This is a genomic window from Klebsiella sp. 54 (assembly GCF_018223875.1).
In the GTDB taxonomy this organism is placed as follows: Bacteria; Pseudomonadota; Gammaproteobacteria; order Enterobacterales; family Enterobacteriaceae; genus Klebsiella; species Klebsiella quasipneumoniae.
Genome location: NZ_JAGRRA010000008.1, coordinates 44,263 through 70,689 on the forward strand (window position 1 = coordinate 44,263; position 26,427 = coordinate 70,689).

The 26,427-nt window shown below is 58.1% G+C and carries 25 protein-coding genes; 19 read left to right on the plus strand and 6 right to left on the minus strand.

The features are described 5' to 3' along the window. Window positions 1-19 precede the first annotated feature (19 nt). From dapF to corA, 7 genes are all read left to right on the plus strand, one after another. Window positions 20-844, plus strand: coding sequence for a diaminopimelate epimerase (gene dapF, locus KHQ24_RS18175; protein ID WP_135683901.1), 825 nt, complete (start codon window positions 20-22; stop codon window positions 842-844). Next, window positions 841-1,548, plus strand: coding sequence for a DUF484 domain-containing protein (locus tag KHQ24_RS18180; RefSeq protein ID WP_004886790.1), 708 nt, complete (start codon window positions 841-843; stop codon window positions 1,546-1,548). The genes dapF and KHQ24_RS18180 overlap by 4 nt, the downstream gene beginning before the upstream one ends. Continuing rightward, on the plus strand, window positions 1,545-2,447 hold the full coding sequence (gene xerC / locus KHQ24_RS18185) for a tyrosine recombinase XerC (RefSeq protein ID WP_043521016.1): 903 nt from the start codon (window positions 1,545-1,547) through the stop codon (window positions 2,445-2,447). The genes KHQ24_RS18180 and xerC overlap by 4 nt, the downstream gene beginning before the upstream one ends. After that, window positions 2,447-3,163 carry a 5-amino-6-(5-phospho-D-ribitylamino)uracil phosphatase YigB gene (gene yigB / locus KHQ24_RS18190; protein WP_135683899.1) on the plus strand — a complete coding sequence of 239 codons (717 nt, stop codon included), beginning with the start codon at window positions 2,447-2,449 and terminating at the stop codon, window positions 3,161-3,163. The genes xerC and yigB overlap by 1 nt, the downstream gene beginning before the upstream one ends. 63 nt (window positions 3,164-3,226) lie before the next feature. Continuing rightward, on the plus strand, window positions 3,227-5,389 hold the full coding sequence (uvrD, locus tag KHQ24_RS18195) for a DNA helicase II (RefSeq protein ID WP_004886784.1): 2,163 nt from the start codon (window positions 3,227-3,229) through the stop codon (window positions 5,387-5,389). 148 nt (window positions 5,390-5,537) lie between these two features. Beyond that, window positions 5,538-5,594 (plus strand): YsgD/CorL family protein, encoded by a 57-nt coding sequence (gene ysgD / locus KHQ24_RS24595; RefSeq protein WP_349815745.1) that lies wholly within the window; start codon window positions 5,538-5,540, stop codon window positions 5,592-5,594. A 150-nt stretch (window positions 5,595-5,744) separates the two neighbouring features. Next, window positions 5,745-6,695 (plus strand): magnesium/cobalt transporter CorA, encoded by a 951-nt coding sequence (gene corA, locus KHQ24_RS18200; protein ID WP_002883400.1) that lies wholly within the window; start codon window positions 5,745-5,747, stop codon window positions 6,693-6,695. An 87-nt stretch (window positions 6,696-6,782) separates the two neighbouring features. Here the strand turns inward: corA and rarD are convergent, their stop codons facing one another. Then, the gene (gene rarD / locus KHQ24_RS18205; RefSeq protein ID WP_017899396.1) at window positions 6,783-7,676 is read right to left on the minus strand and encodes an EamA family transporter RarD; all 894 of its coding nucleotides are present in this window, start codon (window positions 7,674-7,676) and stop codon (window positions 6,783-6,785) included. A 48-nt stretch (window positions 7,677-7,724) separates the two neighbouring features. Then, entirely contained in the window at window positions 7,725-8,189 is a 465-nt protein-coding gene (gene yigI, locus KHQ24_RS18210) for an acyl-CoA thioesterase YigI (protein ID WP_002883404.1), read from the minus strand. 152 nt (window positions 8,190-8,341) lie between these two features. Here yigI and pldA point away from each other — a divergent pair, with 152 nt between their 5' ends. From pldA to rhtC, 3 genes are all read left to right on the plus strand, one after another. Further along, window positions 8,342-9,202, plus strand: a complete 861-nt coding sequence (pldA, locus tag KHQ24_RS18215) for a phospholipase A (RefSeq protein ID WP_004886777.1) — start codon at window positions 8,342-8,344, stop codon at window positions 9,200-9,202. A 67-nt stretch (window positions 9,203-9,269) separates the two neighbouring features. Beyond that, on the plus strand, window positions 9,270-11,096 hold the full coding sequence (recQ, locus tag KHQ24_RS18220; RefSeq protein WP_004886773.1) for an ATP-dependent DNA helicase RecQ: 1,827 nt from the start codon (window positions 9,270-9,272) through the stop codon (window positions 11,094-11,096). 61 nt (window positions 11,097-11,157) lie between these two features. Continuing rightward, window positions 11,158-11,778 (plus strand): threonine export protein RhtC, encoded by a 621-nt coding sequence (gene rhtC / locus KHQ24_RS18225; RefSeq protein ID WP_023319447.1) that lies wholly within the window; start codon window positions 11,158-11,160, stop codon window positions 11,776-11,778. A gap of 44 nt (window positions 11,779-11,822) precedes the next feature. Here the strand turns inward: rhtC and KHQ24_RS18230 are convergent, their stop codons facing one another. Together KHQ24_RS18230 and rhtB are read right to left on the minus strand one after the other, a co-directional pair. Next, on the minus strand, window positions 11,823-12,755 hold the full coding sequence (locus KHQ24_RS18230; RefSeq protein ID WP_004886770.1) for an Rpn family recombination-promoting nuclease/putative transposase: 933 nt from the start codon (window positions 12,753-12,755) through the stop codon (window positions 11,823-11,825). A 162-nt stretch (window positions 12,756-12,917) separates the two neighbouring features. Then, window positions 12,918-13,538, minus strand: a complete 621-nt coding sequence (gene rhtB, locus KHQ24_RS18235) for a homoserine/homoserine lactone efflux protein (protein WP_002883411.1) — start codon at window positions 13,536-13,538, stop codon at window positions 12,918-12,920. Window positions 13,539-13,647: 109 nt separating this feature from the next. On the opposite strand from rhtB, the gene pldB reads away from it, so the two are divergent. The 3 genes from pldB to KHQ24_RS18250 all read left to right on the plus strand — a co-directional run bounded on the left by pldB (window position 13,648) and on the right by KHQ24_RS18250 (window position 16,473). After that, window positions 13,648-14,640 carry a lysophospholipase L2 gene (gene pldB / locus KHQ24_RS18240; RefSeq protein ID WP_004886768.1) on the plus strand — a complete coding sequence of 331 codons (993 nt, stop codon included), beginning with the start codon at window positions 13,648-13,650 and terminating at the stop codon, window positions 14,638-14,640. 44 nt (window positions 14,641-14,684) lie between these two features. Beyond that, the gene (gene yigL, locus KHQ24_RS18245) at window positions 14,685-15,485 is read left to right on the plus strand and encodes a sugar/pyridoxal phosphate phosphatase YigL (RefSeq protein WP_017899394.1); all 801 of its coding nucleotides are present in this window, start codon (window positions 14,685-14,687) and stop codon (window positions 15,483-15,485) included. A gap of 88 nt (window positions 15,486-15,573) precedes the next feature. Then, the gene (locus KHQ24_RS18250) at window positions 15,574-16,473 is read left to right on the plus strand and encodes a carboxylate/amino acid/amine transporter (protein ID WP_012969187.1); all 900 of its coding nucleotides are present in this window, start codon (window positions 15,574-15,576) and stop codon (window positions 16,471-16,473) included. Here the strand turns inward: KHQ24_RS18250 and metR are convergent. Further along, window positions 16,361-17,314: an HTH-type transcriptional regulator MetR gene (gene metR / locus KHQ24_RS18255; protein ID WP_017899391.1), complete on the minus strand. Its 954-nt coding sequence runs from the start codon at window positions 17,312-17,314 to the stop codon at window positions 16,361-16,363. The genes KHQ24_RS18250 and metR overlap by 113 nt on opposite strands. Before the next feature lie 247 nt (window positions 17,315-17,561). On the opposite strand from metR, the gene metE reads away from it, so the two are divergent. Further along, a complete protein-coding gene (gene metE / locus KHQ24_RS18260) occupies window positions 17,562-19,826 on the plus strand; it encodes a 5-methyltetrahydropteroyltriglutamate--homocysteine S-methyltransferase (RefSeq protein WP_114506516.1) in 2,265 nt (754 codons plus the stop codon). 58 nt (window positions 19,827-19,884) lie between these two features. On the opposite strand, the gene KHQ24_RS18265 is transcribed toward metE, so the two are convergent. Continuing rightward, window positions 19,885-20,697 (minus strand): dienelactone hydrolase family protein, encoded by an 813-nt coding sequence (locus tag KHQ24_RS18265; protein ID WP_004886756.1) that lies wholly within the window; start codon window positions 20,695-20,697, stop codon window positions 19,885-19,887. 272 nt (window positions 20,698-20,969) lie between these two features. Here KHQ24_RS18265 and udp point away from each other — a divergent pair, with 272 nt between their 5' ends. The 5 genes from udp to ubiB all read left to right on the plus strand — a co-directional run bounded on the left by udp (window position 20,970) and on the right by ubiB (window position 26,395). Then, window positions 20,970-21,731: a uridine phosphorylase gene (udp, locus tag KHQ24_RS18270; protein ID WP_002883419.1), complete on the plus strand. Its 762-nt coding sequence runs from the start codon at window positions 20,970-20,972 to the stop codon at window positions 21,729-21,731. 133 nt (window positions 21,732-21,864) lie between these two features. After that, entirely contained in the window at window positions 21,865-23,313 is a 1,449-nt protein-coding gene (gene rmuC / locus KHQ24_RS18275) for a DNA recombination protein RmuC (protein ID WP_017899388.1), read from the plus strand. A gap of 70 nt (window positions 23,314-23,383) precedes the next feature. After that, window positions 23,384-24,139, plus strand: a complete 756-nt coding sequence (ubiE, locus tag KHQ24_RS18280) for a bifunctional demethylmenaquinone methyltransferase/2-methoxy-6-polyprenyl-1,4-benzoquinol methylase UbiE (protein ID WP_004886751.1) — start codon at window positions 23,384-23,386, stop codon at window positions 24,137-24,139. Window positions 24,140-24,152: 13 nt separating this feature from the next. Further along, window positions 24,153-24,758: a ubiquinone biosynthesis protein UbiJ gene (gene ubiJ / locus KHQ24_RS18285; RefSeq protein ID WP_004886750.1), complete on the plus strand. Its 606-nt coding sequence runs from the start codon at window positions 24,153-24,155 to the stop codon at window positions 24,756-24,758. Beyond that, window positions 24,755-26,395: a ubiquinone biosynthesis regulatory protein kinase UbiB gene (gene ubiB, locus KHQ24_RS18290; RefSeq protein WP_004886748.1), complete on the plus strand. Its 1,641-nt coding sequence runs from the start codon at window positions 24,755-24,757 to the stop codon at window positions 26,393-26,395. The genes ubiJ and ubiB overlap by 4 nt, the downstream gene beginning before the upstream one ends. The last annotated feature ends 32 nt before the right edge of the window (window positions 26,396-26,427 follow it).

Sequence of the window (26,427 nt, forward strand, 5' to 3'; positions counted from 1 at the left end):
CGCGCAACTGGAGTAGATAATGCAGTTCTCTAAAATGCATGGCCTTGGCAACGATTTTATGGTCGTTGACGCGGTAACGCAGAATGTTTTTTTCTCGCCGGAGCTGATTCGCCGCCTGGCGGATCGCCACCTTGGCGTCGGGTTCGATCAGCTGTTGGTGGTGGAGCCGCCCTACGATCCGGATCTGGATTTCCATTACCGGATCTTTAATGCCGACGGTAGCGAAGTGTCGCAGTGCGGCAACGGCGCGCGCTGTTTCGCGCGTTTCGTCCGGCTGAAAGGCCTGACCAATAAACGTGATATCCGCGTGAGTACGGCCAACGGCCGTATGGTATTAAGCGTAACGGAAAACGATCTGGTGCGGGTGAATATGGGCGAGCCCAACTTCGAGCCCTCCCAGGTGCCGTTCCGCGCCAACAAAGCGGAAAAGACCTATATCATGCGTGCCGCCGAGCAGACAGTATTGTGCGGCGTGGTGTCCATGGGGAACCCGCACTGCGTTATCCAGGTGGATGATGTGGATACGGCGGCGGTGGAAACCCTCGGCCCGGTGATGGAAAGCCATGAGCGTTTTCCGGAGCGCGCGAATATCGGTTTTATGCAGGTGGTCGGCCGGTCCCATATTCGTCTGCGCGTCTACGAACGCGGCGCGGGGGAAACCCAGGCCTGTGGCAGCGGCGCTTGCGCCGCGGTGGCGGTGGGGATCCAGCAGGGGTTGCTCGCTGAAACGGTACGTGTGGAATTACCCGGCGGTCGTCTTGATATCGCCTGGAAAGGCCCGGGCCAGCCGCTGTTTATGACCGGCCCGGCGGCCCATGTCTATGATGGATTTATTCATTTATGAAACCAATCGGGGAAGAACAGCAGGAGGTCGCCAGCGCATTGAACGATCGTGCAGTGGTGGACTATCTGTTGCAAAATCCTGAATTTTTTATTCGTAATGCCGCCCAGGTCGAACATCTCCGCGTCCCGCATCCGGTGCGCGGTACGATTTCGCTGGTGGAGTGGCACATGATGCGGGCGCGTAACCATATCCATGTGCTGGAAGAGAATATGTCGCTGCTGATGGAGCAGGCGGTAGCCAATGAAAGCCTGTTCCAGCGCCTGCTGCAGCTGCAAACGCGGCTGGCGGCGGCGGAGAGCCTCGACGATATGCTTAACCGCCTTCACCGCTGGGCGCGCGAGCTGGGGCTGGCGGGCGCCACGGTGCGCCTGTTCCCTGACAGCTGGCGCCTGGGTGCGCCTTCGAAGTTTACCCACCTGGCGTTAAGCCGGCAGGCGTTTGAGCCGATCCGTATTCAGCGTCTGGGCCAGGCGCGCCACTACCTTGGGCCGCTGAACGGTCCGGAGCTGCTGGTGGTATTGCCGGAGGCGAAAGCCATTGGGTCAGTGGCGATGTCGCTGCTGGGCGGCGATAATGCCCCTGGCGTGATGCTCTTTAGCAGCCGCGATGCGCAGCATTATCAGCCAGGACAGGGGACGCAGCTGCTGCAGGAGATCGCCCAGATGCTGCCCGGCCTGCTGGAGCGCTGGATTGAACGCGCATGACCGATTCTCCTCTCTTCTCCGCCGTCGCCCGCTTTCTGCGCCACCTTGGCGTTGAACGCCAGCTCAGCCCGATCACGTTACTGAATTACCAGCGACAGCTGGACGCGCTGATTGCCCTGGCGGATGAGGCGGGTCTGAAAAGCTGGTCGCAGTGCGATGCCGCTCAGGTGCGAAGTTTTGCGGTGCGCAGTCGCCGCGCGGGATTAGGCCCGGCAAGCCTGGCGCTTCGCCTGTCGGCGCTGCGCAGTTTCTTCGACTGGCTGGTCGGCCAGGGCGAGCTCAGCGCCAATCCGGCGAAAGGGATTGCCGCGCCGAAAATTCCCCGTCACCTGCCAAAAAATATCGATGTCGATGACGTCAATCGGCTGCTGGATATTGATCTCAACGATCCGCTGGCGGTGCGCGACCGGGCGATGCTGGAGGTGATGTACGGCGCGGGGCTGCGTTTGTCCGAGCTGGTCAACCTTGATATCAAACATCTCGATCTCGATAGCGGCGAGGTCTGGGTGATGGGCAAAGGCAGCAAAGAGCGCCGCTTGCCGATCGGTCGCAACGCCGTGATGTGGATTGAGCACTGGCTGGATTTACGCGGCCTGTTCGGTACTGACGACGACGCGCTGTTTTTGTCGAAACTGGGCAAGCGCATTTCGGCGCGCAACGTACAGAAGCGGTTCGCCGAGTGGGGCATTAAGCAGGGGCTGAACAGCCATGTGCATCCGCACAAGCTTCGCCACTCCTTTGCCACCCATATGCTGGAGTCCAGCGGCGATCTGCGCGGTGTGCAGGAGCTGTTGGGTCATGCTAACCTCTCCACCACCCAAATCTATACCCATCTCGACTTTCAACACCTTGCCTCGGTGTACGATGCCGCGCATCCGCGCGCAAAACGGGGGAAATAATGCGTTTTTACCGACCTCTGGGCCAGATTTCCGCGCTGACGTTTGACCTGGACGATACCCTTTATGATAACCGCCCGGTCATTGACCGGACGATGCACGAGTCGCTGGCTTTTGTACGCAGCTACCATCCGTCGCTCAGCCAGTTCGACGCCCATGAGCTTAATCAGCTGCGCCAGACGCTGTTGGCATCCGAGCCTGAGATCTATCACGACGTGACCGTCTGGCGCCACCGTGCGCTGGAGTTAGGCATGCGTAACGCCGGACTCTCCGCCGACGAGGCGAAAGCGGGGGCCGATGCGGCGATGGAACACTTCGCCCAGTGGCGCAGCCGCGTCGATGTCCCGCAGGAGACCCACGATACGCTGGCGAAGCTGGCGGAGAAGTGGCCGCTGGTGGCGATTACCAACGGCAACGCCCGACCAGAGTTGTTCGGCCTGAGCGACTATTTCCGCTTTGTGCTGCGCGCCGGGCCGGATGGCCGCTCCAAGCCGTTTGCCGACATGTACCATCTGGCGGCGGAGCGCCTGAACTTACCGCGCGGGCATATTCTGCACGTCGGCGATGACCTGACCACTGACGTCGCCGGATCGCTGCGCTGTGGCATGCAGGCCTGCTGGATCAAACCGCAAGGCGCGGACCTGATGCACACCGCGGACAGTCGCCTGCTGCCGCATATTGAAATTTCACGGTTGGCATCTCTGACCTCGCTGATATAATCACCAGTTACTCTGTATATATTAACAGGGGTTCGTGGAACCCCTTCTCTTCCGGCGGTGCCAATGGACGTTTCTTACCTGCTCGACAGCCTTAATGACAAACAGCGTGAAGCCGTAGCGGCCTCGCGCACCAACATGCTGGTTCTGGCAGGGGCGGGCAGTGGTAAGACGCGCGTTCTGGTGCACCGTATCGCCTGGCTGCTGAGCGTGGAGAACTGCTCGCCGTATTCTATTATGGCGGTGACCTTTACCAACAAAGCGGCGGCAGAGATGCGCCACCGTATCGGCCAGCTGATGGGTACCACCCAGGGCGGCATGTGGGTGGGCACCTTCCACGGCCTGGCCCACCGCCTGCTGCGCGCGCACCATCTGGACGCCAACCTGCCGCAGGATTTCCAAATCCTCGATAGCGAAGACCAGCTGCGCCTGCTGAAGCGTCTGATTAAGGCGATGAACCTCGATGAGAAGCAGTGGCCGCCGCGTCAGGCGATGTGGTACATCAACAGCCAGAAAGATGAAGGGCTGCGTCCGCATCATATTCAGAGCTACGGCAACCCGGTCGAGCAGACCTGGCAGAAGGTCTATCAGGCCTATCAGGAAGCCTGCGATCGTGCCGGGCTGGTGGACTTCGCCGAACTGCTGCTGCGCGCCCACGAGCTGTGGCTGAATAAGCCGCATATCCTCCAGCACTACCGCGAGCGCTTCACCAATATCCTCGTCGACGAATTCCAGGATACCAACAACATTCAGTACGCGTGGATCCGCCTGTTGGCGGGCGATACCGGCAAGGTGATGATCGTCGGCGATGACGATCAGTCGATTTACGGCTGGCGCGGCGCGCAGGTCGAGAACATTCAGCGTTTCCTTAACGATTTTCCCGGTGCGGAAACCATCCGCCTTGAGCAGAACTATCGCTCGACCAGCAACATCCTCAGCGCCGCCAACGCCCTGATTGAAAACAACAACGGTCGCCTGGGCAAGAAGCTATGGACCGACGGCGCCGACGGCGAGCCGATCTCGCTGTACTGCGCTTTCAACGATCTCGACGAAGCACGCTTCGTAGTGAACCGGATAAAAACCTGGCAGGAGAACGGCGGGGCGCTGGAGCAGTGCGCCATCCTCTATCGCAGCAACGCCCAGTCGCGCGTGCTGGAAGAGGCGCTTCTGCAGGCCAGTATGCCGTACCGCATCTATGGCGGCATGCGCTTCTTCGAACGCCAGGAAATCAAAGACGCGCTCTCGTACCTGCGTCTGATCGCCAACCGTAACGACGATGCGGCGTTTGAGCGCGTAGTCAATACGCCGACCCGCGGCATCGGCGACCGCACGCTGGACGTGGTGCGTCAGACGTCGCGCGATCGTCAGCTGACGCTGTGGCAGGCCAGCCGCGAGCTGCTGAAAGATAAAGCGCTGGCCGGTCGCGCCGCCAGCGCCCTGCAGCGCTTTATGGAGCTGATTGACGCGCTGGCGCAGGAGACCACCGATATGCCGCTGCACGTCCAGACCGATCGGGTGATTAAAGACTCCGGGCTGCGCGCGATGTACGAGCAGGAGAAAGGCGAGAAGGGTCAGACCCGTATTGAAAACTTAGAGGAGCTGGTGACGGCGACGCGCCAGTTTAGCTACAACGAAGAAGATGAAGATCTGATGCCGCTGCAGGCGTTCCTCTCCCACGCCGCGCTGGAAGCGGGCGAGGGGCAGGCGGACACCTGGCAGGACGCGGTTCAGCTGATGACCCTGCACTCGGCGAAAGGGCTGGAGTTCCCGCAGGTGTTCATCGTCGGCGTCGAGGAGGGGATGTTCCCGAGCCAGATGGCCCTTGATGAAGGCGGCCGCCTGGAAGAAGAGCGTCGTCTGGCCTACGTCGGCGTGACCCGCGCCATGCAGAAGCTGACGCTGACCTACGCGGAAACCCGCCGTCTGTACGGCAAAGAGGTTTACCATCGGCCGTCGCGCTTTATTGGAGAACTGCCGCAGGAGTGCGTAGAAGAAGTGCGTCTGCGGGCTACGGTGAGCCGCCCGGTAAATCATCAGCGACTGGGCGCGCCGATTGCCGAGAGCGATACCGGCTACAAATTAGGCCAGCGCGTACGGCATCCGAAGTTTGGCGAAGGCACCATCGTCAACCTCGAAGGCAGCGGCGAGCACAGCCGGCTGCAGGTGGCTTTTCAGGGTCAGGGGATCAAATGGCTGGTCGCGGCTTACGCCCGGCTCGAGGAAGTGTAACTTTAAGAAAAATATCATTATTTTGTAATATTCTGCTACCTTTATACGTTAAGGCGCCTGATTTGCGCTTTCGCGTTCCGTTGCGTGTTGACGCCGATTTTGCGCTGGCGTAACATGCGCGCACGATTACGCTAAGAGGACATTCGCCTTGGACACACCCAGTAGATGCTGGCTCAACTTCCTGTCATTCAGGAACAACTCCTAAGGCTATCCTCTTATGCTGATAGCCTTAGCGGTTGTCAGCGACCTGCCCCATTCCCGTCGCGCTGAGTCAGGCTTAATGGTCTGAAACCCAATTTGTTTCTGTGTGCCCACCGAACTGTCCGATAATTTTTTTGCATTGGGAGTCCCGGTCATGCTGAGCGCATTTCAACTGGAAAACAATCGTTTAACGCGCCTGGAAGCCGATGAGATCAAGCACCTCGCCAGCTCGGTGTGGGTCGATCTGGTCGAGCCTGACGACGATGAGCGAAGCCGCGTGCAGACGGAACTGGGTCAGAACCTGGCGACGCGCCCGGAGCTGGAAGATATCGAAGCCTCCGCGCGTTTCTTTGAAGATGAAGACGGGTTACATATCCACTCCTTCTTCTTTTTCGAAGATGCCGACGATCACGCGGGTAACTCTACCGTGGCGTTTACCATCCGCGAAGGGCGCCTGTTTACGCTGCGTGAGCGTGAACTGCCCGCTTTTCGCCTCTACCGCATGCGCGTGCGTAACCAGACCCTGGTGGACGGCAACGCCTACGAGCTGCTGTTAGATCTGTTCGAGACCAAAATCGAACAGCTGGCGGATGAGATAGAAAACATCTACAGCGACCTGGAAAAGCTGAGCCGCGTGATTATGGAAGGCCACCAGGGCGATGAGTACGACGAAGCGCTGTCGACGTTGGCGGAGCTGGAAGATATCGGCTGGAAGGTCCGCCTGTGTTTGATGGATACCCAGCGCGCGCTGAACTTTCTCGTGCGCAAAGCGCGCCTGCCGGCGGGCCAACTGGAGCAGGCGCGGGAGATCCTGCGCGATATCGAATCCCTGCTGCCGCACAACGAATCGCTGTTCCAGAAGGTGAACTTCCTGATGCAGGCGGCGATGGGCTTTATCAACATCGAGCAGAACCGCATCATCAAGATCTTCTCGGTGGTGTCGGTGGTGTTCCTGCCGCCAACTCTGGTGGCCTCCAGCTACGGGATGAACTTTGAATTTATGCCTGAGCTGCACTGGAGCTTCGGCTACCCGGGGGCGATCGTCTTTATGATGCTGGCTGGCCTGGCGCCGTATCTCTACTTCAAGCGTAAAAACTGGCTGTAGTTGTTGTGCCGGATGCGCTGCGCTTATCCGGCCTGAGTGCTGTACTTTTGTAAGCCGGATAGGGCGGAGCCGCCATCCGGCAATGTCCTAGCTCCGACGCCCCCGCCTTTGCGTATACACCGCATCCATCACGAATATCGCCAGCGCCACCCAGATAAAGCCAAAGGTGACCATTTTATCCTTGCCCGGCACTTCGCCGTAGAACGTCACCGCCAGCAGGAACATTAGCGTCGGGCCGATGTACTGGAAAAAGCCCAGCGTGGAGAGCCGCAGACGCGTTGCCGCCCCGGTGAAGCACAGCAGAGGGATGGTGGTCACCACGCCCGCCGCCATCAGCAGCAGATTGAGCGACCAGGGGTTCTGCCCCATATGGCTGGTGGGGCTGTCGGTGATGCCGAACAGCCAAATCGCCGCCACCGGCAACAGCCACAGCGTTTCCACCAGCATGCCGGTCTGCGCATCGACAGCGATTTTCTTCCGCACCAGACCATAAAAGGCAAAGCTGAAGGCCAAACCAAGGCCGATTATCGGTAGCGAACCAAAGGTCCAGAGCTGCACCAGCACGCCGCAAAAGGCGAGGATCATCGCCAGCCACTGCAGGCGACGGAAACGTTCGCCAAGGAAAATCATCCCTAACAGAATATTCACCAGCGGGTTGATAAAGTAGCCGAGGCTGGCTTCCAGCATATGGTGGTTATTCACCGCCCAGATGAACAGCAGCCAGTTGCCGCCGACCAGCACCGCAGAGAGCGCCAGCAGGAAGATCTTGCGCGGCGTCTTCAGCAGCTTTTTCACCTGCGGCCACTGACGGCTAACGCTGATGAGCGCCACCATGAAGAAGAAAGACCAGATCACGCGATGGGTCAGAATTTCATCGGCGGGAACATAGTAGATAAGTTTGAAGTACGCCGGCGCGATACCCCAGATAAAGTAGGCGGCGAGGGCCAGAATAATCCCCAACCGCGTCTGTTTCGCATCCATCGGTAAAATCCATTGCCAAAGAGAGTGATGTTACTCGATTTTGGGCAATCAACCCACCATATAGGTCGCTGTTGCGCTGGCAATATATACCTGAGCTTCGTTATGCAGTTCCACACGGGCTACCGCCACTTTATTGCCGGCGCGCAGCAGGGTGCTGGTCGCGGTAAAACGTTCGCCGCGACCCGGACGCAGGTAGTCCACGCGCAGGTCGATGGTTCCCATGCGGGAAAGCCGCTGGCGCAGCTCTTCTTCATTGATGGTGTCATGGCGGGTAAGGGTGCTGCCAACGCAGACCAGACCTGCGGCGACGTCCAGCGCGGAGGCGATTACACCGCCATGCAGAATGCTTTGCGCCCAGTTGCCGACCATCATCGGCTGATTATTAAAGCTGAGCTGGGCAAACGCTTTTTCATAGCGCTCCAGTTCGAGGCCGAGGGCGCGGTTAAACGGCATGTGATAGACGAAAATCTCCCCCACCAGTTTCAGAGCTGCTTCGGCAGTAAGTTCAGACATAACACCGGTTCCATTCGTTAATAAAATGTTGATTTTATGCTTCTAAAATATTGATTTCCACTTTCGGAGTGGATTAGGGGGCAGGGGATTAATAAACAGGTAGAATGTCTTCAGGTTAAACAAAAATAAAAACTATTTATCAGGAGACCAGCATGCGTATCTCTTTGGCCTGCCTGGCGGCGCTGTGCGCGCTACCGGCTGGTGTTATGGCGCAGGATGCGTCGGTACACGACAAACCAGCAGTGCGCGGCAGTATTATCGCCAACCTGCTACAGGATCATGATAATCCTTTTCTGCTCTACCCTTATGAAAGCAACTATCTGCTCTACACATGGACCAGCGATCTCAATAAAGAGGCGATTCGCAGCTATGACTGGGCCGAAAATGCCCGTAAAGATGAAGTCAAATTTCAGCTGAGCCTCGCCTTCCCGCTGTGGCGCGGCATCCTGGGGGATAATTCGCTGCTCGGCGCGTCCTATACCCAGAAGTCCTGGTGGCAGCTCTCCAACAGCAAAGAGTCGGCGCCGTTTCGCGAAACCAACTACGAACCCCAGCTGTTTCTTGGCTTTGCCACCGACTATCAGTTTGCCGGCTGGACGTTGCGCGATATCGAAATGGGATATAACCACGACTCGAATGGCCGCTCCGATCCCACCTCGCGCAGCTGGAACCGGCTCTATGCCCGCCTGATGGCGCAAAATGGCAACTGGCTGGTGGAAGTGAAACCCTGGTATGTGGTGGGCAGCACCGATGATAACCCGGACATCACCAAATATATGGGCTATTACCGCCTGAAGGTGGGTTACCAGCTGGGCGAGGCGATCCTCAGCGCGCAGGGGCAATATAACTGGAACACTGGCTACGGCGGGGCGGAGTTGGGGGTGAGCTATCCCATCACCAAACATGTTCGCGCTTACACCCAGATCTACAGCGGCTACGGCGAATCGCTTATCGACTACAACTTTAATCAAACGCGCGTCGGCGTCGGGCTAATGCTCAACGATCTGTTTTAATCGTTGCACTCTGGCTCGCAGGCGCTGAAAATAGCGCCTGTTTTCTTTTCAGGCAAATGGGGTCAACGTGGCACAGGCGGAAGTATTAAATCAGGAATCGCTGGCTAAGCAGGTTTTACAAGAGACCTTCGGCTACCAGCAGTTCCGCCCTGGCCAGGAGACGATTATCGAGACGGTGCTCGAGGGCCGTGACTGCCTGGTGGTCATGCCGACCGGTGGCGGCAAGTCACTGTGTTATCAGGTACCGGCGCTGGTTATGGGCGGCCTGACGGTAGTGGTCTCGCCGCTGATCTCGCTGATGAAAGATCAGGTCGATCAGCTGCTGGCCAACGGCGTGGCGGCGGCCTGTCTGAACTCGACCCAGAGCCGCGAACAGCAGCAGGACGTGATGGCCGGCTGCCGCAGCGGGCAGGTTCGTCTGCTGTATATCGCTCCGGAACGGTTGATGCTCGACAACTTCCTTGAGCATCTGGCGAACTGGAATCTGGCGATGCTGGCGGTGGACGAAGCGCACTGCATCTCCCAGTGGGGACATGACTTCCGCCCGGAATATGCCGCGCTGGGCCAGCTTCGTCAGCGGATGCCGCAGATCCCGTTTATGGCGTTGACCGCCACCGCCGATGACACCACCCGCCGCGATATCGTCCGTCTGCTGGGACTTAACGATCCGCTGATTCAGGTCAGCAGCTTCGACCGGCCGAACATCCGCTATATGCTGATGGAGAAATTCAAGCCGCTCGACCAGCTGATGCGCTACGTCCAGGATCAGCGCGGCAAATCGGGCATTATCTACTGCAACAGCCGTTCGAAAGTGGAAGATACCGCCGCGCGTCTGCAGAGCCGCGGCATCAGCGCGGCGGCTTACCATGCCGGCCTGGAAAACGACGTGCGCGCCGACGTGCAGGAGAAATTCCAGCGCGACGATCTGCAGATTGTGGTGGCGACAGTGGCCTTTGGGATGGGCATCAACAAGCCGAACGTCCGCTTTGTGGTGCATTTTGATATCCCGCGCAATATTGAATCCTACTATCAGGAGACCGGCCGCGCCGGGCGTGACGGCCTGCCGGCGGAAGCGATGCTGTTTTACGATCCGGCGGACATGGCGTGGCTGCGCCGCTGTCTGGAAGAGAAGCCCGCCGGGCCGCTGCAGGATATCGAACGGCATAAGCTGAACGCGATGGGGGCGTTTGCTGAAGCCCAGACCTGTCGTCGTCTGGTGCTGCTGAACTACTTTGGCGAAGGACGCCAGGAGCCGTGCGGCAACTGCGATATCTGTCTTGATCCGCCGAAGCAGTACGATGGCTTAATGGACGCCCGTAAGGCGCTCTCCACTATTTATCGGGTCAACCAGCGCTTCGGGATGGGTTACGTGGTGGAAGTCCTGCGTGGCGCTAACAATCAGCGCATCCGTGAGATGGGCCACGATAAGCTCCCGGTATACGGCATCGGCCGGGAACAGAGTCACGAGCACTGGGTGAGCGTGATCCGCCAACTGATTCACCTTGGGCTGGTGACGCAGAATATCGCCCAGCACTCCGCGCTGCAGCTGACCGAAGCCGCACGCCCGGTGCTGCGCGGCGACGTCCCGCTGCAGCTTGCCGTACCGCGTATCGTGGCGCTGAAGCCGAAGGCGATGCAGAAATCCTTCGGCGGTAATTACGATCGTAAGCTGTTTGCCAAGCTGCGCAAATTACGTAAAGCGATTGCCGATGAAGAAAACATTCCCCCGTACGTGGTCTTCAACGACGCGACGCTTATTGAGATGGCGGAGCAGTCGCCGCTAACCGCCGGCGAAATGCTCAGCGTCAACGGCGTGGGGACACGTAAACTCGAGCGTTTCGGCAAGCCGTTTATGGCGCTGATCCGGTCGCATGTCGATGGCGACGACGAGTAGTCAGCTGGCTATAAAAGTGCCAGAATAGTTATCCTCTTCATTATTTTCCTGCGAGTTAACTATGCTGATGCTTTTCCTTACCGTGGCGCTGGTGCATATCATTGCGCTGATGAGTCCGGGGCCGGATTTTTTCTTTGTCTCACAAACGGCCATCAGCCGCTCGCGCAGAGAGGCGTTGATGGGAGTGCTGGGGATCACCTGCGGCGTAATGATCTGGGCGGGGGTAGCGCTGCTCGGCCTGAACCTGATCCTCGCCAGAATGGCGTGGCTGCACAACATCATTATGGTCGGCGGGGGCTTGTACCTGTGCTGGATGGGCTACCAGATGCTGCGCGGCGCGTTGAAAAAAGAGGCGGTGTCCCCGCCAGAGCCGCAGGTTGAGCTGGCCCGCAGCGGACGCAGCTTCCTGAAGGGATTGCTGACCAATCTGGCGAACCCGAAAGCGATTATCTATTTCGGCTCGGTGTTCTCGCTGTTCGTCGGTGACAGCGTTGGCGCCGGCGCGCGCTGGGGTATTTTTCTGCTGATTATCATGGAGACGCTGGCCTGGTTTATGGTGGTTGCCAGCCTGTTCGCCCTGCCGGGGATGCGCCGCGGCTATCAGCGGATGGCGAAGTGGATCGACGGTATCGCCGGCACCCTGTTTGCGGGCTTCGGCATCCACCTGATTATCTCGCGTTAACCTGGCGTGATGCTCCACCCGGCTATATCCGGGTGGAGAAAGTGTCAGTGGCGAAGCCGCTGCAGCTCGTCTTCAGACAGACCGGTCATTTCCATAATCGCTTCGTCATCAATACCGCGTTTGCGCATCGCTTCGGCAACCTGCAGCAGGGCCTGATGTTTGCCTTCCTTTATACCTTCCTTTATACCTTGCTGTACGCCTTTCCTGATGCCTTTTTCCATACCTTCTGCGAGCCATGTTTCCGCCAGCGTCATCAGTAATCCTCCATGCTGCGGCACGCGCTGTGCCAGCCCGTATAAGAGTGTCCGAGTATCCTCGGCATCCCCTGCCTGAGCCATATAGTTTACCAATACGGTGATTTGTTGTCCGCTCATCTGCTCCAGCATTAAGAGTTGGGTCAACTTATCCAGCAATTGCGCCATATCGCGCTGACGGATGTGTTTTTGCACCAGCGTCAGGGCCGCCATGCTGCGGTGCTGCATAATGTCGTCGTCGGGGATCACCGTGATATCGACCAGCGGAAACGCTCCGCTATAGAGCTGGCGGGCGGTCTCGGGATCGGCGAAATTATCCAGCCAGCTCATAGACCAGGGATAGGGGCTGCGTCGTCCCTGATAGAAGAGGACCGGGATAACCAGAGGCAGCGTTTTATGGCCGTTCTCCAGATGGCGCTGCATGGCGGCGACGGCATAGCGCATTAAGCGAAAGGCCATCAGTTTATCGGGGGCGCTCTGGTGCTCGATCAGAACATGGACATACCCCTTACCGCGGGTGGTTTCCAGCGAGTAGAGAATATCGCTGTAGTAGGGCCTGAGGTCGTCTTCAAGAAAGCTGCCGGATTCCAGACGTAGGGTATCCAGTTTGCAGATCGCTGTTAACGCCGGAGGCAGGTGGATCTCGATGAAATCGCGCGCCGTCTCTATCCGTGAGAGAAAAGTTTTAAATACCGCATCATGAGGGGTCGCCGTTTCTGCCATCGCCGTTCATCCGTGAATCACCTATCTGGCGGCATCCTGGCACGGTGGGCTCAGCGTCGACAGCGGGCAAAAAAATTAATTTCCCGCTTTGCGCGCCGGCTCGCGCAGAGAGATTGCTTCGCCCGCCAGGCGAACCTCTCTTTGCGAGCGAGATTTCATCATTCAGGCGTGACGGGCGGAGGCGAGGAGCGCCCCAACCAGCATAAACAGTGAACCAAAGACTTTATTCAGCGCCTTCATCTGCTTTGGCCCTTTAATCCAGGCTGAAATGCGCTGCGCCAGGGTCGCATAGCCAATCATCACAATGATATCGACGACGATGGTGGTGACGCCCAGAACGAGATACTGCATCACCTGGGGCTGGTGGGGCAGGATAAACTGCGGAAACAGGGCGGCCAGAAAAACGATGCTTTTGGGATTGGTGAGATTCACGAACACCGCGCGCTGGAACAGTTTGCCGCGCGTCTGCGCCTTCGCCAGCGTATTCAGGTCGATGGCCCCTGCCGCGCGCCATTGCTGGATACCCAGCCAGATAAGATAGGCTGCGCCGGCCCATTTCAGCACCTCAAAGGCCAGCACCGAGCGGGAGAACAGGGTGCCGAGACCGACGCCGACCAGCACGATATGAATGGCCAGCCCGGTCTGCAAACCGGCAATCGACGCCGCCGCGCCGCGGTACCCGTGGTTAATGGAGGTGGTCATGGTATTAATCGCTCCGGAACCCGGGGACAGGCTGAGAATGATTGATGTCAGCAGGTAGGCGAACCACCACTCAATGGTCATGAGAAACTCCCTGATTGTCTGTTTTTATGCCACAATACGCTATTGTGTCAGCATTGTGTGATACACGGCAAAAAAACGATTTTCAGCGGTTAACAGGGGTGTAAACCCGATGTTTGGGCAGAAAAAGGACTGGGAAACACGAGAAAACGCGTTTGCGGCCTTTAGCATGGGGCCGCTGACGGATTTCTGGCGACAGCGCGAAGAGGCTGAATTTAAAGGCGTCGATGATGTACCGGTACGCTTTGTTCGCTTTTGCGCGCAAAATCACGATCGGCTGGTGCTGATTTGCCCCGGGCGCATTGAAAGCTACGTGAAGTATGCTGAAGTGGCCTACGATCTCTTTCACAGCGGCTTTGACGTAATGATCATCGACCATCGCGGTCAGGGTCGCTCGGGTCGTCTGCTCTCTGATACTCACCGCGGGCACGTGGTGAACTTCAGCGATTATGTTGATGACCTGGCTGCGCTCTGGCAGCAGCAGGTGGTCCCCGGCCACTGGCGAAAACGGTTTATCCTCGCTCACTCTATGGGCGGGGCGATTGCCACGCTCTTTCTGCAACGCTACCAGGCGCATTGCGATGCGATTGCGCTCTGCGCGCCGATGTTCGGGATTATCATTCGGCTGCCGGACTGGATGGTGCGCCATATTCTCGACTGGGCTGAGGGCCATCAGCGCATTCGCGAAGAGTATGCCATCGGCACCGGACGCTGGCGGGCGCTGCCTTTTGCCGTTAACGTGCTGACGCACAGTCGACAACGCTATCGTCGTAACCTGCGCTTCTATGCCGACGAGCCGCGACTGCAGGTCGGCGGCCCGACCTGGCACTGGGTGCGCGAAGGCATGCTGGCCGGTGACGAAGTGCTGGCGAATGTGGAGAAAGATACGGCCCCGACGCTGCTGCTGCAGGCGGAGGAGGAGCGGGTGGTCGATAATCTGATGCACGACCGCTATTGTGAATTACGGGCCGCCGCCGGCCATCCCTGTGAGGGCGGAAAGCCGCTCGTCATTGAAGGGGCATACCATGAGATCCTTTTTGAAAAGGACGCTATGCGCTCAGTCGCGCTCAATGCCATCGTCGAGTTTTTCAATCGACATACTTAATCCGACGATAACACTCGTCGCCCTGCTTAGAGGTTAACTTTTTTATGTACCAGGTTGTTGCGTCTGATTTAGACGGCACGCTGCTTTCCCCCGATCATTTCCTGACCCCCTATGCCAAAGAGACGCTGAAGCTGCTTACCGCCCGTGGGATCAATTTCGTCTTCGCCACCGGCCGACACTACATCGACGTCGGGCAGATCCGCGATAATCTCGGCATCCGGTCGTACATGATCACCTCTAACGGCGCCCGCGTTCACGATAGCGATGGTCAGCAAATCTTCGCCCATAACCTTGACCGTGATATTGCCGCCGACCTGTTTGAGATCGTGCGTAACGACCCGAAAATCGTCACTAACGTCTATCGGGAAGATGAGTGGTATATGAACCGCCATCGCCCGGAGGAGATGCGCTTTTTCAAAGAGGCGGTGTTTAACTACAAGCTGTATGAGCCGGGCGAACTGGATCCGCAGGGGATCAGCAAGGTGTTCTTTACCTGTGAGGATCACGAACATTTGCTGCCGCTTGAGCAGGCGATGAACGCCCGCTGGGGCGATCGCGTGAACGTCAGCTTCTCCACCTTAACCTGCCTGGAGGTGATGGCGGGCGGGGTATCGAAGGGGCATGCGCTGGAGGCAGTGGCGAAAATGCTCGGCTACAGTCTGTCAGATTGCATCGCTTTCGGCGACGGCATGAACGACGCCGAGATGCTGTCGATGGCCGGCAAAGGCTGCATTATGGCCAACGCCCACCAGCGGCTGAAGGATCTGCATCCGGAACTGGAAGTGATCGGTAGCAACGCCGACGATGCGGTCCCGCACTACCTGCGTAAGCTGTACCTCGACTGACAAAGATTGACGACTGGCGAATAATCACCCAGTCGTCAACCTGACTCTTCGCTACAATGCCTGTTCTTTATCCAACGAGACGACCATTGTGGCGCTGTTAATTATCACCACTATCCTGTGGGCCTTTTCTTTTAGCCTGATTGGCGAGTACCTGGCCGGTAGCGTCGACAGCTATTTTTCGGTACTGATGCGCGTGGGCCTGGCGGCGCTGGTGTTCCTGCCTTTCCTGCGCACGCGAGGCCAGTCTCCGCGCACGATCGTGCTCTATATGCTGGTGGGCGCGATGCAGCTTGGCATCATGTACCTGCTGGCCTTCCGCGCCTATCTCTATCTGACGGTCTCGGAATTCCTGCTGTTTACCGTGTTTACCCCGTTGTATATCACGCTGATCTACGATCTGCTCAGCGGACGGAAACTGCGCTGGGGCTATCTGCTGAGCGCCGCGCTGGCGGTGCTGGGGGCGGCGATTATCCGTTACGACAAAGTCAGCGATCATTTCTGGACCGGGCTGTTACTGGTGCAGTTGTCAAACCTCTGCTTCGCCATCGGGATGGTGGGTTATAAGCGCCTGATGGAGGTGCGACCGATGCCGCAGCACAATGCCTTTGCCTGGTTCTATGTCGGGGCCTTTATCGTGGCGGTGGCGGCATGGTTTATGCTGGGCAACCCACAGAAGCTGCCGACCACCACGCTGCAGTGGAGCGTGCTGGTGTGGCTGGGCGTGGTGGCTTCCGGGCTGGGCTACTTTATGTGGAACTATGGCGCCACTCAGGTGGATGCCGGCACGCTGGGGATCATGAATAACGTCCATGTCCCCGCCGGGCTGCTGGTTAATCTTGCCATCTGGCAGGAGCAGCCGCACTGGCCGAGCTTTATTAGCGGAGCGTTGGTGATCCTGGCCTCGCTGTGGGTCCATCGACGCTGGGTCGCTCCGCACTCCGGACAAACGGCAGATGATCGCAGGCGTGGTTCCGCGCAGAGCGAATAAACGCTTCGGTGACCGGTTGACGCTGCTCGCCATCGCGAACGGCCGCGTACAGCCGGCTCCATAATCCCTCTCCCAGGGTTTTGGTCACCACCAGACCCTGGCGTTCAAAACTTTCCACCACCCAGTGCGGCAGCGCGGCGATGCCCATCCGGGCTGCCACCATCTGGATCAGCAACAGCGTGTTATCGACGCTTTTTAGCTGGGGGCTGATACCGGCCGGCTGCAGGAAATGGCGCCAGATGTCGAGGCGTCCGCGCTGTACGGGATAAATCAGCAGCGTTTCCGCGGCCAGATCCTCCGGCGTAATCAGCGTCTTCATGGCTAACGGGTGCTCAGGCGCCAGCACCAGGCGCACCTCATAATCAAACATTGGCGAGTAATGCAGACCGCTGCGCGGCAGGATATCGGAGGTCATCACCAGATCCAGTTCGCCCTGCTGCAGCGCAGGCTGCGGGTCGAAGGTGACGCCGGAATGGAAGTCGACTTCCACGTGTGGCCAGCGGGCGCGGAAATTCTCCAGTGCCGGCGTCAGCCACTGAATACAGCTGTGGCATTCGATAGCCAGCCGCAGCCGGGTCTGCTGCGGTTCGTTACAGTCCTGCAGGGCGCGGGCGATCTGCGGCAGCACCTGGTTGGCCAGCTGTAAGAGGATCTCCCCCTGAGGGGTAAAACGCAGCGGCTGGCTCTTACGCACAAAGAGACGAAAGCCAAGACGCTGTTCCAGATCGCTGAACTGGTGAGACAAGGCGGACTGGGTCTGGTGCAGGGCAGCCGCTGCGCCCGCCAGTGAACCGCTATTCCGCAACGCTTGCAGCGTTTTCAGATGTTTAATTTCGATCATGAAAGTCCTTCACTTCGCCATGAGCAATTTGCGCTTGAGGAATATACAGTAACTGCCAATTATGGATGTGTAAACATCTGGACGTCTAAAACTCGTCATATTTCGACTTGCAGATGCGTTGGCTGCCTCGCTTACCCCAGTCACTTACTTCAGTAAGCTCCTGGGGATGCGCATCGTTGCCGCCTTCCTGCAAGCCGAACTATTTAGAGTTTTTCTTCAGATTCAATGAAATAAGAGAGGAACAAAAATGACAATTATTAACCACACCCTCGGTTTTCCTCGCGTTGGCCTGCGTCGCGAGCTGAAAAAAGCGCAAGAGAGCTACTGGGCGGGCAATGTCACTCGCGAGGAGCTGCTGGCGGTAGGCCGGGAACTGCGCGCCCGTCACTGGGAGCAGCAGAAGCAGGCCGGTATTGACCTGCTGCCGGTGGGCGATTTCGCCTGGTACGACCATGTTCTGACCACCAGCCTGCTGCTTGGCAACGTGCCGGCTCGTCATCAGAACAAAGACGGCTCTGTCGATATCGATACCCTGTTCCGCATTGGCCGCGGCCGCGCGCCCACCGGCGAGCCAGCGGCCGCCGCGGAAATGACCAAGTGGTTCAACACCAACTATCACTACATGGTGCCGGAGTTCGTGCAGGGCCATCAGTTCAAACTGACCTGGACCCAACTGCTGGATGAAGTGGACGAAGCGCTGGCGCTGGGCCACAAGATCAAGCCCGTGCTGCTGGGGCCGGTGACTTATCTGTGGCTGGGCAAAGTGAAAGGCGAACCGTTTGACCGTCTGAGCCTGCTGAATGCCATCCTGCCGGTTTATCAGCAGGTGCTGGCCGAACTGGCGAAGCGCGGCATTGAGTGGGTGCAGATTGATGAACCGGCGCTGGTGCTGGAGCTGCCGCCAGCGTGGCTGGAGGCCTTTAAACCGGCTTATGACGCCCTGCAGGGCCAGGTCAAACTGCTGCTGACCACCTATTTTGAAGGCGTTAGCGACAATCTCGAGACCATTGCTGCGCTACCGGTCCAGGGGCTGCACGTCGATCTGGTCCACGGTAAAGATGATGTCGCCGAACTGCATAAACGTCTGCCGGCCGACTGGCTGCTGTCCGCCGGCCTGATCAACGGGCGTAACGTCTGGCGCGCCGATCTCGCCGAAAAGTATGCGCAAATTAAAGACCTCGTCGGTAAGCGCGAGCTGTGGGTCGCTTCATCCTGCTCTCTGCTGCACAGCCCGATCGACCTGAGCGTGGAGACGCGCCTTGATGCGGAAGTGAAGAGCTGGTTTGCCTTCGCTCTGCAAAAATGCGGTGAGCTGGCGCTGCTGCGCGATGCGCTGAACAGCGGCGATACGGCGGCGATTACCGAGTGGAGCGCGCCAGTCCATGCTCGTCGCCATTCGTCTCGCGTACACAACCCGGCGGTGGAAAAACGGCTGGCGGCGATCACTCCTCAGGACAGCCAGCGCGCCAGCCCCTATGAGGTTCGCGCTCAGGCACAGCGTCAACGCTTTAACCTGCCGGCCTGGCCGACCACCACCATCGGGTCATTCCCGCAGACGACCGAGATCCGCGGCCTGCGCCTGGACTTCAAAAAGGGAAATCTTGACGCCAGTCATTATCGTACCGGCATTGCGGAACATATTAAGCAGGCGATCGTCGAGCAGGAGCGGTTAGGATTAGACGTACTGGTGCACGGGGAAGCCGAGCGGAACGATATGGTGGAATACTTCGGTGAACATCTGGACGGTTTCATCTTCACGCAAAACGGCTGGGTGCAGAGCTATGGCTCCCGCTGCGTGAAGCCACCGGTGGTGATCGGCGACGTCAGCCGTCCGCAGGCGATCACCGTCGAATGGGCGAAGTACGCGCAGTCGCTGACCGACAAGCCGGTGAAAGGGATGCTCACTGGACCGGTGACGATTCTGTGCTGGTCCTTCCCGCGGGAAGACGTCAGCCGTGAAACCATCGCGAAACAGATTGCGCTGGCCCTGCGTGATGAAGTGGCGGATCTGGAGGCGGCCGGTATCGGCATCATCCAGATTGATGAGCCAGCCTTGCGCGAAGGTTTACCGCTGAAGCGCAGCGACTGGGATGCCTATCTGCAGTGGGGTGTGGAAGCCTTCCGTCTTAACGCTGCGGTGGCCAAAGACGATACTCAGATCCATACCCACATGTGCTATTGCGAGTTCAACGACATCATGGACTCCATCGCCGCGCTGGATGCTGACGTGATCACCATTGAAACCTCGCGTTCCGACATGGAACTGCTGGAGTCGTTCGAAGTGTTCGAGTATCCCAATGAGATCGGGCCGGGAGTATATGATATTCACTCGCCAAACGTACCGAGCGTGGAGTGGATCGAAGCGCTGCTGGAAAAAGCCGCGCAGCGTATCCCGGCGGAGCGGCTGTGGGTCAACCCGGACTGCGGCCTGAAAACCCGCGGCTGGCCGGAGACGCGCGCCGCGCTGGCGAATATGGTGCAAGCGGCGCGGAATCTGCGCCAGTCCGCTTGATCGTCACCGGAAAAATCAAAAAGGAGGCATTTGCCTCCTTTTTTCATGCTTTGGGCGATTACCCTTTTTTTCCGCCATACTGCGCAAACCAGGCCAGCATTCGCTGCCAGCCGTCTTTGGCTGACTCTTCGTGATAGCTGGCGCGATAGTCGGCGTTAAAGGCGTGATCGGCTTCGGGATAGACCACGATTTCCGCTGTGGCGTTAGCCGCCCGCAGCGCCTGACGCATCGTCTCGACGGTGTCCTGCGGAATGCTGGCGTCTTTCGCACCGTACAGGCCGAGCACCGGGGCGTTGAGATCGACGGCGATATCCACCGGATGTTTTGGCGAATTCAGCGATTTTTCTCCCACCAGCTTGCCGTACCAGGCCACTGCCGCTTTAAGCTGCGGGTTATGTGCGGCATACAGCCAGGTGATGCGTCCGCCCCAGCAGAAGCCGGTGATCAGCAGACGATGGGCATCGCCGCCATGACGCGCCGCCCAGCTGGCGACGTGGTCGAGATCCGCCAACACCTGCGCGTCCGGCACCTTGGTAACCAGCTCTTTAAACAGGGTTGGGATATCGTGATACTCATTCGGATCGCCCTGACGGAAGTACAACTCAGGCGCGATAGCCAGATAGCCTTCCTGCGCCAGGCGGCGACAAAGATCGCGAATATGCTCATGCACGCCGAAAATTTCCTGTACCACGATGACGATCGGCAATGGGCCATCGACGTTTTTCGGACGGGCATGGTAAGCCGGCATGTTTTCCCCCTGAGAGGGAATAGAGGTCTCTCCGGCGACAATATGCTCTTCCGGCGTATGAACGGCGGTTGCGGCGTGCGGCGAGGCTGCAGGTGCGAATCCAGGTTGCTTGGTGGTGGTCATGGTATTCTCCGTACCCTTATTTATTAGCGCATCAGTAACTATAGACCCTTTACCTTTAGTTCGGGCGGTAATAAAGCACAGTGCCTGAAAGCGGCTATCTTTTGTTCTGTGACGATGAATATAACTTGTTAATGTGATGTGTATCACTATTTACTGAAAAACAACTGCAATCATTATTGTTCTTGGTGACTATCATCACAAAATGTTGCCTGGGGCTTCTGTACAGTACCGTTTTGCTTCTGCTGATAATTCGACCCACAGAGGAGTTTTTTATGTCCAAGTCTGATGTTTTTCATCTCGGCCTCACCAAGAACGATTTACAAGGGGCTACGCTGGCTATCGTCCCTGGCGATCCGGAGCGTGTGGAAAAGATCGCCGCGCTGATGGATAAGCCGGTTAAGCTGGCATCCCACCGCGAATTTACCTCCTGGCGCGCGGAGCTGGACGGCAAACCGGTGATCGTCTGCTCCACTGGCATCGGCGGCCCGTCTACGTCTATCGCTGTGGAAGAGCTGGCGCAGCTTGGCGTACGTACCTTCCTGCGCATTGGCACCACCGGCGCCATTCAGCCGCACATCAACGTTGGCGATGTGCTGGTCACCACCGCCTCCGTGCGTCTGGACGGCGCCAGCCTGCACTTCGCGCCGATGGAATTCCCGGCCGTCGCAGATTTCGCCTGCACCACCGCGCTGGTGGAAGCGGCGAAATCCATTGGCGCCACCACCCATATCGGCGTGACCGCCTCCTCGGATACTTTCTACCCGGGCCAGGAGCGTTACGACACGTTCTCCGGTCGCGTGGTGAGCCGCTTCAAAGGCTCTATGGAAGAGTGGCAGGCGATGGGCGTGATGAACTATGAAATGGAATCCGCTACGCTGCTGACCATGTGCGCCAGCCAGGGCCTGCGCGCCGGGATGGTGGCTGGGGTTATCGTTAACCGTACCCAGCAAGAGATCCCTAACGCCGAAACCATGAAGCAAACCGAAAGCCACGCGGTGAAAATCGTCGTCGAAGCGGCGCGCCGTCTGCTGTAATTAAACCGCTTTCCCTTCAGGCCGGATCCTCCGGCCTTTTTTTTGCGTCGCCTCTCGCAGGAAATTCCTTTTAAACTGGACGTTTGTACAGCACAATTCTATTTTGTGTCATCAGGTTATCGCAGGGGGCGTCGTGGATCTCTCCATTATTATCAGCGCGGTTATCGCACTGGCTGCCGGGTTAATCGTCGGCTGGCTGGCGACCAAAGCGCGCGCCGATCAAATTCGGGCCGATCTTATCGAGGAGCGGCGAGAGCTGGATATTGAGCTGAGCGCTGCCCGTCAGCAACTGGTCCAGGAAGCCCACTGGCGTGAAGAGTGCGAGCTGCTGAACAACGAGCTGCGCAGCCTGCGGGATATCAATACCTCGCTGGAGGCCGATCTGCGTGAGGTTACCACCCGGCTCGAATCCACCCAGCTGCATGCGGAAGATAAGATCCGCCAGATGGTGAACAGCGAGCAGCGCCTGAGCGAGCAGTTTGAAAACCTCGCCAACCGCATTTTCGAACACAGCAACCGACGCGTCGATGAGCAAAATCGCCAGAGCCTGCATGGCCTGCTGACACCGCTACGCGAACAGCTGGACGGGTTCCGCCGGCAGGTGCAGGAGAGCTTCGGTCAGGAGGCGCGAGAAAGGCACACCCTGGCGCATGAGATCCGCAACCTGCAGCAGCTGAACGCGCAGATGGCGCAGGAGGCGCTGAACCTGACCAAAGCGCTGAAGGGCGATAACAAAACCCAGGGCAATTGGGGGGAAGTGGTTCTCACCCGCGTGCTGGAGGCCTCCGGCCTGCGGGAAGGCTATGAGTACCAAACCCAGGTCAGCATCGAGACCGACAACCGCTCGCGGATGCAGCCGGACGTCATCGTGCGCCTGCCGCAGGGTAAAGACGTGGTTATCGACGCCAAAATGACCCTTGTCGCCTATGAGCGTTATTTCAACGCCGAGGACGACTACACCCGCGAAGTCGCGCTGCAGGAACACCTTGCTTCGGTGCGAAATCATATTCGCCTGCTGGGGCGCAAGGATTATCAGCAACTGCCAGGCCTGCGCTCCCTCGACTATGTGCTGATGTTTATTCCCGTCGAGCCGGCATTCCTGCTGGCCATCGACCGTCAGCCCGAGCTTATCAGCGAGGCGCTGCAAAATAATATTATGCTGGTTAGCCCGACGACGCTGCTGGTGGCCCTGCGCACCATCGCCAATCTGTGGCGTTATGAGCACCAAAGCCGCAACGCGCAGAAGATCGCCGAGCGGGCGGGGCGCCTTTACGACAAAATGCGCCTGTTTGTGGACGATATGTCCGCTATCGGCCAGAGTCTGGATAAAGCGCAAGAGAACTATCGCCAGGCGATGAAAAAGCTCGCTTCCGGGCGCGGTAATCTTCTGGCCCAGGCGGAGGCTTTTCGCGGGTTGGGCGTGGAGGTCAAGCGCGGGATTAATCCTGATTTAGTCGAACAAGCCATTGCTCAGGACGATCCATATCGTCTCGAAGCGGAGGATAACCTGCCGGAAAATGAGGCATTTTCACCCGACTCTGCCGAGCCGGTGCGTAGCCGGGAGGCGGCTCCGCCACGCTGAAACGTATGGGAAATGCGCTGAGTCTGATACACTCAGTGAACATTTTCTTGAAAAGCAAGCAGGCATAAAGATGGTTGAGGATTCACAAGAAACGACGCACTTTGGCTTTCAGACGGTCGCTAAAGAGCAGAAAGCAGACATGGTGGCGCATGTATTCCATTCTGTCGCCGCAAAGTATGATGTGATGAATGACTTGATGTCGTTTGGTATCCATCGTTTGTGGAAGCGTTTCACCATCGACTGCAGCGGCGTACGTCGCGGGCAGACCGTGCTGGATCTGGCGGGGGGGACCGGTGATTTGACGGCTAAGTTTTCCCGTCTGGTAGGGGAAACCGGCCGCGTTATGCTTGCTGATATCAATGATTCAATGCTCAAAATGGGCCGCGAAAAGCTGCGCAATATCGGCATCGTGGGTAACGTTGAGTATGTTCAGGCCAACGCGGAAGCCCTGCCGTTTGCTGATAATACCTTTGACTGCATCACCATCTCTTTCGGTCTGCGTAACGTGACCGACAAAGAGAAAGCGCTGCGCTCGATGTACCGCGTGCTGAAGCCGGGTGGACGTCTGCTGGTGCTGGAGTTTTCTAAACCCATTATCGAACCGCTGAGCAAAGCCTACGACGCTTACTCCTTCCATATCCTGCCGAAAGTGGGCGAGCTGGTGGCAAAAGATGGCGACAGCTATCGCTACCTGGCGGAATCTATTCGTATGCATCCGGACCAGGAAACCCTGAAAGGGATGATGCAGGATGCAGGCTTCGAAAGCGTGGACTACTACAACCTGACGGCGGGTATCGTTGCTTTGCATCGCGGTTACAAGTTCTGACAGGAGGGACGCTATGCCTTTCACACCCCTGGTGACCGCTGGCATTGAAACGGCGCTAAATACTTTCCTCTGGCGCGACAAAGCGCTAAAACCCGCCCGCCAGCGCCTGCTGGGCAAGGTATTGCGGGTACAGCTGCAGGATTTCGCTACGCCCGTGGTGCTGGTGTTCAGTGAACGCCAGGTTGATGTTCTGAGCGCCTGGGACGGAGAGGCTGACTGCACTGTGATTACCCGGCTCAGCGTGCTGCCAAAACTACGCAACCGTCAACAACTGACGGCGCTTATCCGTAGCGGCGAGCTGGAAGTGCAGGGCGATCTGCAGGTGGTGCAGAACATGGTCACCCTGTGCGATCTGGCAGAGTTCGATCCCGCTGAGCTGCTGGCGCCTTATACCGGTGACATCGTGGCCGAAGGCGTCGGTAAAGTCCTCCGCGGCGGCGCTCAGTTTTTACTGAAGGGCGCGCAGCGCCAGCAGCGTTATGTCGCTGAAGCGATCACTGAAGAGTGGCGCCTGGCACCGGGGCCGCTGGAGCTGGCCTGGTTTGCTGAAGAGACGACGGCTATTGAACGCGCGCTGGCCGCACTGGAAAAACGGCTGGAAACGCTGGAGGGCAAATGACGCCAGGAGAATTACGGCGCCTGTATTTCATCATCCACACCTTTTTGAGCTACGGGCTCGATGAGCTTATCCCCAAAATGCGGATCACGCTGCCGCTGCGTATCTGGCGGCGGATGCTCTTCTGGATGCCAAACCGCCATCAGGATCAACCTCTTGGCGCCCGTCTGCGGCTGGCGCTCCAGGAGCTGGGGCCGGTGTGGATTAAATTCGGCCAGATGCTTTCCACGCGGCGGGATCTCTTTCCTCCGCATATTGCCGATCAACTGGCGCTGTTGCAGGACCGCGTGGCGCCCTTTGAAGGGAAGCTTGCGCAGCAGCAGATAGAGAAAGCGATGGGTGGCCTGCCGGTGGAGGCCTGGTTTGATGATTTCTCCGTTGAGCCGTTAGCCTCGGCGTCTATCGCCCAGGTGCATACCGCGCGTCTGAAAGAGAACGGCAAAGAGGTGGTGATCAAGGTTATCCGCCCGGATATCTTGCCGATCATTAAAGCGGACATGAAGCTCATCTACCGCCTGGCGCGCTGGGTGCCGCGACTGCTGCCTGACGGCCGACGTCTGCGCCCGCAGGAGGTGGTTCGTGAGTATGAAAAAACGCTGCTGGACGAGCTGAACCTGCTGCGGGAATCCGCCAACGCCATTCAGTTGCGGCGTAATTTCGAAGACAGCCCGATGCTGTATGTGCCGGAAGTGTACCCCGATTACTGCAGCGAAAGCATGATGGTGATGGAGCGCATCTACGGCATTCCGGTGTCCGACGTGGAGGCGCTCGAGGCTCAGGGAACCAATATGCAACTGCTGGCGGAGCGGGGTGTGCAGGTCTTCTTCACCCAGGTGTTCCGCGACAGCTTTTTCCATGCCGATATGCACCCTGGCAACATCTTCGTCAGCTACGAGCACCCGGAAGATCCGCAGTATATTGGCATCGACTGCGGCATTGTCGGCTCGCTGAACAAAGAAGATAAGCGCTATCTGGCGGAAAACTTTATCGCCTTTTTCAACCGCGATTATCGTAAGGTTGCCGAGCTGCACGTCGACTCCGGTTGGGTTCCGCCGGACACCAATGTTGAAGAGTTTGAGTTCGCGATCCGCACGGTCTGCGAGCCCATCTTTGAGAAGCCGCTGGCGGAGATCTCCTTCGGCCACGTGCTGCTAAATCTGTTCAACACCGCGCGGCGCTTCAATATGGAAGTCCAGCCGCAGCTTGTTTTGCTACAGAAGACATTACTTTACGTAGAAGGGGTAGGCCGGCAGCTCTATCCTCAGTTAGACTTGTGGAAAACGGCGAAGCCTTTCCTTGAGTCGTGGATCAAAGATCAGGTCGGTATTCCGGCGCTGGTGCGCGCGTTTAAAGACAAAGCGCCGTTCTGGATCGAAAGAATGCCTGAAATACCTGAGCTGGTGTATCAGAGCCTGCAGCAGAGCAAACAGCTGCAGACCAGCGTCGATACTATCGTGCGGGATATGCATGTGCGCCATGTGCGCCAGGGCCAATCCCGTTATCTGTTTGGTATAGGCGCGGTTTTATTGCTCAGTGGTACGCTGCTCTTTATCCATCGCCCTGAGTGGGGAATGATGCCCGGCTGGCTGATGGCCGGCGGTATCGTGACCTGGCTGATTGGCTGGCGAAAAACCCGCTGATCGGTTCGCCTCTTCATGACGCAGGCTTATTT